The organism is Salarchaeum sp. JOR-1, assembly GCF_007833275.1.
GTDB lineage: Archaea > Halobacteriota > Halobacteria > Halobacteriales > Halobacteriaceae > Salarchaeum.
Map to the genome: position 1 here is coordinate 2,333,854 of NZ_CP042241.1, position 10,603 is coordinate 2,344,456.

The 10,603-nt window shown below is 56.4% G+C and carries 9 protein-coding genes; 4 read left to right on the forward strand and 5 right to left on the reverse strand.

What is annotated here, in order from left to right; all coding sequences use genetic code 11:
- Window positions 1-71: 71 nt before the first annotated feature.
- From queC to FQU85_RS13140, 4 genes are read right to left on the reverse strand one after another with little or no spacing between them, the layout of a single operon-like run.
- On the reverse strand, window positions 72-767 hold the full coding sequence (gene queC, locus FQU85_RS13125; RefSeq protein ID WP_145848654.1) for a 7-cyano-7-deazaguanine synthase QueC: 696 nt from the start codon (window positions 765-767) through the stop codon (window positions 72-74).
- Entirely contained in the window at window positions 764-1,372 is a 609-nt protein-coding gene (gene folE / locus FQU85_RS13130; RefSeq protein WP_145848657.1) for a GTP cyclohydrolase I, read from the reverse strand. The genes queC and folE overlap by 4 nt, the downstream gene beginning before the upstream one ends.
- 1 nt (window position 1,373) lies before the next feature.
- Window positions 1,374-2,147, reverse strand: coding sequence for a 7-carboxy-7-deazaguanine synthase QueE (locus tag FQU85_RS13135; protein WP_145848659.1), 774 nt, complete (start codon window positions 2,145-2,147; stop codon window positions 1,374-1,376).
- A complete protein-coding gene (locus FQU85_RS13140) occupies window positions 2,147-2,602 on the reverse strand; it encodes a 6-pyruvoyl tetrahydropterin synthase family protein (protein ID WP_145848661.1) in 456 nt (151 codons plus the stop codon). The genes FQU85_RS13135 and FQU85_RS13140 overlap by 1 nt, the downstream gene beginning before the upstream one ends.
- A gap of 124 nt (window positions 2,603-2,726) precedes the next feature.
- Between FQU85_RS13140 and FQU85_RS13145 the strand changes: the two genes are divergently transcribed.
- The 4 genes from FQU85_RS13145 to FQU85_RS13160 all read left to right on the forward strand — a co-directional run bounded on the left by FQU85_RS13145 (window position 2,727) and on the right by FQU85_RS13160 (window position 8,800).
- Window positions 2,727-5,630 carry a queuine tRNA-ribosyltransferase tRNA-guanine transglycosylase gene (locus FQU85_RS13145; RefSeq protein WP_145848663.1) on the forward strand — a complete coding sequence of 968 codons (2,904 nt, stop codon included), beginning with the start codon at window positions 2,727-2,729 and terminating at the stop codon, window positions 5,628-5,630.
- An 87-nt stretch (window positions 5,631-5,717) separates the two neighbouring features.
- Window positions 5,718-6,752, forward strand: coding sequence for a tRNA-guanine transglycosylase (locus tag FQU85_RS13150; RefSeq protein ID WP_145848665.1), 1,035 nt, complete (start codon window positions 5,718-5,720; stop codon window positions 6,750-6,752).
- Window positions 6,749-7,645, forward strand: a complete 897-nt coding sequence (locus tag FQU85_RS13155) for a hypothetical protein (RefSeq protein WP_145848667.1) — start codon at window positions 6,749-6,751, stop codon at window positions 7,643-7,645. The genes FQU85_RS13150 and FQU85_RS13155 overlap by 4 nt, the downstream gene beginning before the upstream one ends.
- Window positions 7,646-8,800: a BREX system ATP-binding domain-containing protein gene (locus FQU85_RS13160; RefSeq protein WP_145848670.1), complete on the forward strand. Its 1,155-nt coding sequence runs from the start codon at window positions 7,646-7,648 to the stop codon at window positions 8,798-8,800.
- 32 nt (window positions 8,801-8,832) lie between these two features.
- Here FQU85_RS13160 and FQU85_RS13165 read toward each other — a convergent pair whose 3' ends face one another.
- Window positions 8,833-9,636 carry a hypothetical protein gene (locus tag FQU85_RS13165; RefSeq protein WP_145848672.1) on the reverse strand — a complete coding sequence of 268 codons (804 nt, stop codon included), beginning with the start codon at window positions 9,634-9,636 and terminating at the stop codon, window positions 8,833-8,835.
- Window positions 9,637-10,603: the final 967 nt, after the last annotated feature.

The window sequence follows — 10,603 nt, forward strand, 5'->3', positions numbered from 1 at the left end:
TTGTGGGCCACCGCGCCTTGAACTCTCTAGTGACGGAAACCACTTAACCGCAGGCAATTCGTCGTTTGGCGTTATGTCTCGGTATAGTCCGGCCGCTTCGCGTAATCGATGGGATCACGCTCGCCGAGATTTTGGAACGCCTGAAGGCGGAACGCACACGCGTCGCAGGTACCGCAAGCCGGTTCTTCCTCCCGGTAGCAGCTCCACGTGTGTTCGTAGGGGACGTCGAGTTCGAGCCCTCGTTCGGCGATGTCGGTCTTCGACCACTCGTCGAACGGAGCTTCGATACTGATCTCCGTCTCGGGTTTCGTGCCGACGTCAACGACCTGCTGGAACGCCTCGAAGAACTCGGGGCGGCAGTCAGGATATCCCGAGAAGTCCTCGGTATGGGCGCCGATGAACACCGCATCGCACTCCTTGGCTTCCGCGTACGAGGTCGCCATGGAGAGGAGGTTGGCGTTCCGGAACGGAACGTAGGAGGACGGAATCTCGTCGCCTTCCAAATCCGCGTCTTCGACCTCCATCTCGTCGTCGGTGAGACTCGAGGATCCAATCTTCGAGAGGTGATCCGTCGTGAGGTGGAGGAAGTCCGCGGCGTCGAAGGCTTCGGCCTGCGCCTTCGCGCATTCCAACTCCTTGCTCTCGGTCTGCTGGCCGTACGACGTGTGGAGCAGGTATAGGTCGTAGCCGGCGTCCTGAGCGACTGCGGCAGCAGTTGCGCTGTCCATCCCACCCGACGCCAGGACGACCGCCCGCGGACGGCTCATAGGTCTTCCTCCCGGACAATCGCGTCGCGGAACTGTTCTCGTTCCTCCTCAGTCAGATCTCCGACGGAGGCCCTCGTGGTGGTCGTACTTTCCGTCTCTACGCCGCGCATCGCCTCGCAGAGGTGTGTCGCGTTGACCTCGACGAGTACCGCGGGAGCATCTATCTCATCGGCGAGTCCAGAGGCGATGTCGTTCGTCAGCCGTTCCTGCATCGTTAGCTGTCGTGTCTGCCAGCGGACGTACCGCGTGAGTTTCGACAGGCCGACGACTTCTCCGTCCGGTCGGTATGCGACGTGGGCCGTCCCGAAGAACGGCAGCAGGTGGTGTTCGCACAGGGAGTAAATCGGGATATCCGTCTTGACGACGAGGTCGTCGGTCTGGGCGTCGAACGTTCGCATCGTCGGCTTCGATGCTTCCCGCTGGCCCTCTGTGAGGGTCCTAAAGGTCTCGGGAACGCGACGCTGCCACGTCTCGGTGAGCCCATGGCGCTCGGGATCTTCCCCCACCGCTTCTAACAGGAGGCGGACGCCGCGCTGTGCTTTCTCGTAGTCGATGTCTCTCTCGCTGCCAGTCTGCTGCTTCAGTTCGGAATGTGAGTTCGTCATGCTACGTACCAGGAGCGTCGTTCCAGAGATCCACATGCAGTCGCGGAGTGTATCGATAGCCGTGCTCCATCGCCAGTTCCGCGACCTCGATTCGCTTTTTGTCGAGTTCCTCGCGGGTCGTACCCTCCGGCATGAGGAGGACATCCGAGTCGGGAACACGACTAGATGCTGTACTTCGAATGTCTTCGACCAGATCCTCGATTTCGGGCATGTCATCGGGACCGGTAACGACGAATTTGAGTTGGGTGTCGTACTCGTCAACAAGTTCTCCGAGGGCGTCGAGATCGATCCGACGGTCGTCGTGGCGCTCGGCCCACTCGCCGTTACCTTTCGGATCTTTGTCCGGCGTCGGGGCGCTCGATGCGAGTTTCGGGCTGATGCTCGCCAAGTCGATGGGTACGTCTCGATAGATAGTTCCGTTCGTCTCCACGGTCGTGTGGTAGCCGCGGTCATCGAGACGCTCTAGGAGCGAGACCGCCTCGTCGTGGATGAGTGGCTCACCTCCCGTCAGGACGACGTGCTCGGCGTTCTCGTGTGACTCAACCTCCGCAACGATGTCGTCGAGACTCATGTTGGCGTGGGTGGGCTCCCACGAGGTGTGGTAGGAATCACAGAACCAACACCGGAGGTTACAACCACTCGTCCGAACGAACACCGACGGTTCCCCTGTGAGTTTCCCCTCGCCTTGGAGTGAGTAGAAGAGTTCGTTGATCGGGAGCGTCTCTCCGTCGGCGTTTGGAGTCTTCCCCTGATCGGGGGTCGAATTCACTGGCATTACTGAGTAGCTCCCGCACAGAGTTCTGAGGTCTCTCTGACTCGAGCTGAGACATCCGATACCGAGTCCGGAAGTGCTGCGAGGAGTTTGCGCTCCAAGACGACACTCATCACCTCCGCCGTAGGTGGATAATCTAGTACGACGACCCCGTCACCTTCGCCGCTCTGCTCGAATGCGTCAATCAAGGGATCGCCTTCCTCGAGGAGAAATCGATGATCCCACTCAGATATTATTGAAGTAATATCTCCTTTGTCCACTATCCACCCGTCTTCGGAGAGTGTCCCCGTGACTTTGACTGATACCTGATAATTGTGACCGTGCGGACGACTGCACTTTCCGTCGTGATGTAGGATGCGATGCCCTGTGCTGATTCTAATCGGACGGTCCTCGCCCACGTATAGTGTTCGCTCACCTGCTTCGGCGAGTTGGGGCGAGGACTCCTGTTCTAAGGACATGGACACCTCTTCTTAGAGTATGCACTAAATATTATCGGAGGAATACTGTGGTGGTTCTTCGTGGCGAGAGAAAGGGATATTCATATGGTGGAACGAAGTAAGGCTAAGACAGTGAATCTAATCTATGAGGTTCTACGTTCCTGAGTGGGATGATGCGGTCGATGCGAACTACGATTTCGAGCATGACGAACTCTCCACCCTCGACCGTCAGGAGCGCGAGCTCAACTACATCTGGGACATCTTCGACCGCGAGACAACGCCTATCGACGGAGTGCTTATTTCCCGTGAACAGGTAGAGGAGACTAAAAAGAAGGCGGAGCGCCTGGCTCAATACGGCGTCTACGATGACCCCGTTCTCTCAGTTCCGGACTGGCTTCCGACTATCAGTGACTGCGGAGCTTGGGGGTACAAATCGCTCCCCTTCCCGCCCTATGGAAACGAGGAGATGCTCGATTTCTACGAGACTTTGGAGGTCTCCGTAGGGGTCACGATCGATCATCTCGTGCTCGGGTCTGGTAAGGACAAGGGACGCCTCTACCTCGATGAACGGGCCTTCGGAGACGGGTTCGAAGAGAGCGACATTCCCGACGCTCTCGAAGATGTCGTTGACCTGATGATCGACGAATGGCCTGACGAGTGGCCTGAGTACGTTGACGAATACGAGCCCTCTATTCAAGCTGAAGATGGCTCAAGCGTGGAGCCCTTTAGTTCCGGCACTTTCCGTGGCGATATCGATGCCGTTCTAACTGAGTTGGAACACGATCCGCGTGCCGTCTATCGGGCCGACGACAAAACGTTCCGCTACAATCTCACCCTCCGCAATGCCCGGGAAATGTACGAGTTGTACCAGGCCGAGGATCGCCCCTTCCGTCTCATGGTGGCGATTCAAGGCTGGGATCCCGAATCATATGTCGAAGCCGCTGAGGAGGTACTCGACATCGGGTACGGCTACCTCGGCATCGGGGGCGTTGCGGGGAGTCCAGTCCACGAAGTGAGGAAGATCGTTAAGGACGTCGGGAAGACCATCAAGGCGTTCGAACGTGAGCACAACAGACGGGTCGATTCTCACGTTTTTGGTTTTGCGAAGTCTGAGGCGTTCGAAACCATCGGTCGTTCCGGAATGTCGAGTTTCGACAGTGCGAGTATGTTGCGTTCAGCCTGGACTGGAGGCGAGAACTACCGCCTAAATAACGACAAACGATACGACGCTATTCGAGTACGGTATCCGTCCAACGGTGACGACCTCCGAGAGGCCGTCGAAAAGTCACTCCGAGGTAGGGAGGTTCTCGTTTCCTTACGCGCCTATGACGCAGAGAACTCGATTGAGGAGGAAATCTGGAACTGGCACCGGAAAGCTGAGGAGGTGCTTCCTGCGACCCGTGATTATCTGCGCGACCAACGGCACGACGAGCGGTATAACGCGTCCAGGTTACAGGACATCGAGACAGCATTCCGGGATGATTTCGAGTACGCCAGGGAGCTTCAAGCCTCCTTCAGCGACGACCTGCGAGGGCGGATCGTTAAACTCCTTCGTGAGGACACCGCCGAGGACCCGATACCCTTCGTGGAGTATGATGAACTGCTCACGGTAGCGGAAGAAGAATTTGAGAAATTCCCGCGGATGCCGGCGGCTTTCAATAGTCAGGAGCACCAGAACCCCTACGACCACGTCTGGACTGCCGTCCGGGACTATGCCGAGTGGATTGGAGACGATGGTCTATTGGAGGAGTACCGAGATACCCTGAGGGACCGACCGTGGGAGAAGTGCGAGTGTCCCATCTGCGAGACGAACGGGATCGAGGTCTGCATCTTCCGCGGCAACGACCGAAACCGGCGTCGCGGCTTCCACAATACCCGCCGCTTCTACGACGAGTTCGCCGCGGAACTCCCAAAACTGCTCGTCGCTGTCGAGGGAACTGCCAAACTGAGCCGCTTCGAGTCGATCGAAGAGTACCTCCGAAGCGAACACCCCGACTTCTGGGAGCGCGTACACGACCTGCCGGTCGCGGAGGTCGGCGTCATCGACGCGGGGGGAGTTCACGAATCGTGGTCTGGAACGCCGTCTACTGTCTCCTTCTCGCCAGATAGGGTGGAGGAGAATTTAGCGGCACAAACAGCACGCTATCAAAAGTTGTTCCTCCTCACGACCGGCGGGGAAGCGAGCGACGCCATTTCCGGAGCCGTTGAGCAGAGTGGTTGCGAACTCCACACGTTTAGTGAGTCCGAAGCCCTACGAGAAGGGGCACTTGATGCGTGTGGTCGAAACTACGTCGCCGGTGATGATTTCGTTCCTCATCCTCCCGAGCTCGATGTCCGTGAGGGGTTGGATGTCCTCGTCATCGACCAGTGTTCCGGTTCCAAAGATATCCCAGAGGGGGCTCCCGTCTTCGATGCAGATGAGACGCTGGAATTTTCGAAGGAAGACCTGCTGAGTCGAGACAACGTTCCTGGAATTGCCGCGCGGGATCTCTATACTGGCCGACAACAGGGATTCGTGAAGGACGCTGCACGCCGGTTACGTAGTCAGGGTCACGACGTTGAGCGATACTTCATAAGTGCTGGGTTCGGACTCGTGACCGAGGAGGAATTGCTCCCTCCCTACGAGGTGACGTTCAGTTCGATGAACGTCGGAGAAATAAGAGAGCGGTCTCGCCTCCTCGGAATCCAAGAGGACCTGAGAAAAGTATTGCACGAGACAGACTACGATGTCGTCTTCTTCACTCTCGGGAGCGATTACTACACGAGCATCGATATTGACGAGATGGTTCAGCAAGTCCGTCCGGACCGTATCGGAGTGGTGTTCAACCGTGAACTAGTCGGTGATCAATTCGAGAACATTGTGTCGGTCCCCGCCCGAACGGAAGATGCGAAGAACCACGGTACAATCGTCGTAGGGCTGAAAGGACTCTATATGAAGAATTTCGCCCAACGTCTTGAGAATGTAGATATGTTGGAACCGGATAATATCGAGTACCTTTGCCGGCACGTAGAAGACGGCCCGACTCAGGCGGCTTTCGAGAAGTTTTAGCTTCGACTCCGTTAATAAATCTCATTTCTTTTATCATTCTATCGGGCTAGTATTTAAGTTGGATAGCGAGCTATCCGAGCGGGAGGCATGTTGTACAGACGACGGAAACTCGACCTCCCGCATGGGAAGGTGCAAACCCCAGTGCTATTCCCTGTCCGCAATATCGGGAAGCGGTCGAGTGACAATACGCCGGCGTACGTCGGCACTATCCCGGACTTCTCGACAGCGATGATTAACGCTCGTTCGATCCGGAACCGGGAACCAATGTGGAACAGGCTAACCAACGGAGTCACGTTACGGGAAGAGATGGATGTCCCAGAGGACACGATAGTCTTCGCCGATAGCGGGGGGTTCGATTTCACCGCCGAGGAGATCGACACTACCCCAGCAGAAACTCTCGATACCCAGGCCCAACTGGGAGCGGATATATACGGAACTGTCGATGTCCCCCTTTCGAGAGAGAACCGCGCAGCGGAAAATCAACGTCGTATCGACCAGAGCGTCGAATACGCTCTCGAGGCAAGTGATCGCCACACGGGAGACGCGTTGCTCTTCGCAAGCGTGCACGGGTATGATCCCGAGACCATCCGGAACAGCATCCAGCATCTAGAAAAGAATGGGGATTTCGATGGATACGCTCTCGGAAGTATGGTCCCCATCCGAACCGACTACAAAAAGGTAACCAAACTAGTACTTTCGGCGAGACAGGCTACAGACAAGCACTTGCACGTGTATGGTCTCGGCGGCATCGTCTACCAACCGCTCCTGCTGTACCTCGGTGTCGATAGCTTCGATTCCTCGGCGTTCATCCGAAGTGCGGGCAATCGGAACTATTTGATTCCCGGATTCGGTGGCGAACCGCTACGGAACATTGAGTCGTTAGATAGACTCCCCTGCCCGTGCCCTGTGTGTGGACAGCGGGAACTAGACGAGATCCGTGAGGACCGGACCGCTCTCACCAAACACAACCTCTGGGCTCTGGCGATTGAACTCAGGCGATTCCGGTACGTCGTCGAAGCGGGACGGGACGTTGAGGAGTATCTCGACCTCCGGTTCCAGGGGAACGAGGTGACGCGACGGGCATACGAAACCGCCAAGCAGCAAGTGCGGAGGCTCACATGACCGAAGAGAGGGCCACAATCCGACCAGTCAACCTAAGCCGCTTGGTGGAACTCACCCACGTATGCGAAGAGGGAACCAAATCCACGGAGGAAGTCGAGGTTGCCCTCGACGTCAGCCACAAACGTGCGCGAGAGGCCATCCTCGAAGCAGAACGTGTCTCGCTATTGTCTGAGAAGGGTGACGAAGAGGAGTCCGTTTACGAGACCACTGATATTGGAGAGTCGTTTTTAGAGGCTGTCCGAGAGGAGGACTGGGAACGCGCTAGTTCCATCCTTGCCACCCACAGTCCTCACTACAAGTCGTTCATCGAGACTTTAGACGAGGATGGGCAGGGCAGTTTAGATGCCCTATTGGAACGACTTGAAGATACCCAAGAGTTCACCCCGTACTCGTTCAACCAGACCGGGATTGAGGTCGTCGGTGACTGGGCGGAGCGTCTGGGACGCGTCCAACGCAACGCATTCTCCGGAAGTTACTACCTGACGGACCGTTCTGAAGTGCCGCCGAACTTCCACTTCGTGTTGCTCGAAGTTTACGACGACCTCGAACAGACTGCGGGGGTGGACTTGCGTCAACGGTATCTGTCGATTCCGAGACTCCGCGAAGAAGTATGCGAACGGCTCGGTTGTACCCGCGATAACTTCGACGACGCCTTGCTCGCGGTATGTCAGCAAAACGTAGGTAAACTCGAACTCTCGGGCGCCCCTCTGGACTCAGCAGCAAAGGACGCCGCTCTCGGCATCAAGCAGATGAAACGGTCCGATGAAGACGGGCTCGTGACGACATCCCAGTCCACACAGCAGGTAATGAACGGAGTGGAACTGTACGACAAACAATACTACTATCTCGCGGTGTACGACCGCGACATCACGTTCGATACGGAGGCTTCCTAGATGTCCAACGCATTCACGATTAGTGACGAACAGCAAGACTACTCACAATACGACCTAAACGCGAATCCGTTCCCGTACAGCCCGGTTCCGAACGAGAATCCCGAAATCTACTGCGGGCAGCAACACGTCTCCGACAAGATCAGTTCGACGGTATCATCGATGCTCGCCACTGGGAAGTCCAAGCACCTCGTGGTGACTGGGAAGTACGGAAACGGGAAGTCACACACGCTCAAATACACGCGCTCCTTGCTACGAGACCGGGAAGATGTCGTCGTCGGATACGTGGCGCAACCCGGCGATGGATTCCTCGACATCTACCACGAGTTCGTGTACGATCTTGGATTCAACCGGATTCAGGAGTTAGCCTACGAGTACCTCGCCTCGGTTACCCGCGACGTCACGGACACCAATCCGATGGGTGCAGAATCGATGGAGTCACTCATCGACGAAGGAGATGTCCTGTTATCCGATATCGTACCAGAAGCCATCCGAAGACTCAGCGACGTCACCAAGTTCGCCGACTTCGCCAGGGCGATCGTCCATATGGTCTACGAGGACACGAACCTCTACGCCTGGCAGTGGCTGACTGCGGAGGGGATCCGGTACGAACAGCGTAAGGAGATGGAGATTCACAGCGCCCTCGACGACGACACGATGGGGGTTCGAGCGTTCACTGCCTTCAAGAACATGCTGTTGGACCTCGGGTACACCGGCGTGTTCGTGTTCGTAGACGAGTTCGAGAGCATCGCACGACTCACCCCGAAGAACGAACAGGCGACACTCAACAGCATCCGGCACCTGATGGATCAGAACAGCTCAGGCCTTTGCATCTTGTTCGGTTGCGCTCCAGAAGTGTGGCAGGACGTTATGAGCGAATATCACGCTTTCAGCGAGCGAATTGGACAGGAGGTTTCGTTACGTCCGTTAACCAGCGAACATCTCTACGAACTGGTCGAGAACTACCTCGATAAGGAACGGCCATCAACTGTCGAGAGTCGCATCCGGCCATTCACCGAGGAGAGCCTCGATTTGATTCTCCAGCGGTCACAAGGAAACGTACGTCAAGTTCTGGCTCTATGTAGCCGTATATTGGACGATGCGGCAAACGAAAACCGTCAAGAAATCACTGTAGATTTCGTAGAAGAGGCGATTTAAGCGAGAAGACTCCAAGCAGATGGATGATCAAATTAGGGGCGTTGATATAGGGTGAACTCCGTTGCGTAGCCCTGTTGTGCAGCTGCCGAAATAAGATCTGCACACTCGGGACAGAGGGAAAGATCGGTTTCGAGGTCTCGCTCGTCGATATGGACGACACGTTCACAGTCGTCATCGAGGAGTGCTCCACACTTTTGACAGCCCCGAGCGTCAATCCACTCATCGTAGAGATCCCTCGTTACCCCTTGTGCCATCACCAGTGACGAGAAGTAACGGGGAGGATACATCTGATCCCAATCAAGGACGTGATTCCGCGTGTCTCCCGGGACGCACTCAGGAGACTGCTCTTTGATAGTTCTCCGGTCGCTGAACCCAACAACTCGACCGACCCCCTCCTGACGCCGGAGATGGACCAAAAGGAACCAATCAGCCGTAGGGACGTCAGTTGAAACGACCAATCGCGGCCGGGAGTAATTCGTTGCCGTCGTCTTTGTGTCGATCGTGTGGGCGCCTATCTGATGATCGTACCCCGGATCACCGTCCGCGTACACTTCCTCGTCCACTTCGAGGCCGAGAAGGCTCCCTGCCACGAGCTCGCCGGTGTGGCCGATTTTATGCGCTTCTGTCCGGTCACACGTTCCGTACAGTACTCCACGACCATTCTTGGACTCGTCGCGTTGCTGTGCCTTGTTCTGGGACCTGTTGTCGATCCCCCGGAACGGAGCCTGTGAGACCGTTGCATCCAGGGGCATTTCAGGCAATTCATCGACGGGGACATCTGCCACCGATACTGGTGGTTCGGGAAGCCGCGAATTCGAGTCTGTCAGCGTATGCATGGTATCACCGCGACCAAGGAAGGAGCTACCTTGGGCCAGGCAGCCCTGCGCGGTCGCGCCAGTTGCCCACGCGACCGCGCAGCTACAACTACGGAGAGAGAACTCTCAGCTTTCGCACCTTGGTGGGTCACAAAGATGGGGTTCCTCAATACAACCCAGGTCACACTATCCGCTCAACCACCGCCAGCATACTTCAAGAACTTGATATACTGACTCCTATTACGCACCTACCTCGCACCAGTTATACGCTCATCCGCCCGCGGCCACAACCACTCGACACTGTGCCTCTCACTAACTCAGAGGACTCAGCCATCAGAACAAGTCCCGGCCATTTCTATTTATTGCGCTATCTCTTCACCACCGTATTACTCTCCGTCCAAGGCACTTCCCTGTCCTCCTCATCTTCTCGTTTCCTTCAACTAGGTGATCCTCTGGAGGTCCGCGCTGTATAGGAGCAAGGGGTTCCAGCACAACCTTCCAGAATCTAGTCCCCTCACACAAAACCCTCAACAACCTGACTGAAAACCCCGCCCGTCCCAAAGGCAGACTGCACGGTTTTTCTCGACCCACGGTTCCAGCAGAATCCTCAAGGACTTACTGCACATCCTACTCCGCGGGCTCCCCTCACGGGGCACGCCAGACAAGAGATGTGTCCCCCCCTCCGCTCACAGATGCCCAAACCAGCCCACGTTGGATTACCTCAACACTCGTATGCAACGCACGACCAACTCACCAAAGCCGACTGCCGCCAGAAGTCCGCCCTCCAGGCGCATCCCCTCCACCATGAGCCCCTCCAATGGGGCCAAACTCTGTGTACCTCCCTCTTTCTTAGGAAGATATCGCCAGGTACACGCCGCTATTTTGCCCTGATTACTGATTCTCTCACCATTATAGGTTCTCTACTACTCTTAAAATCCCCAGAGTTGGTTTAGCAGATGGGCCAAGGGGTGTTTTGAGCTCTAAGAAG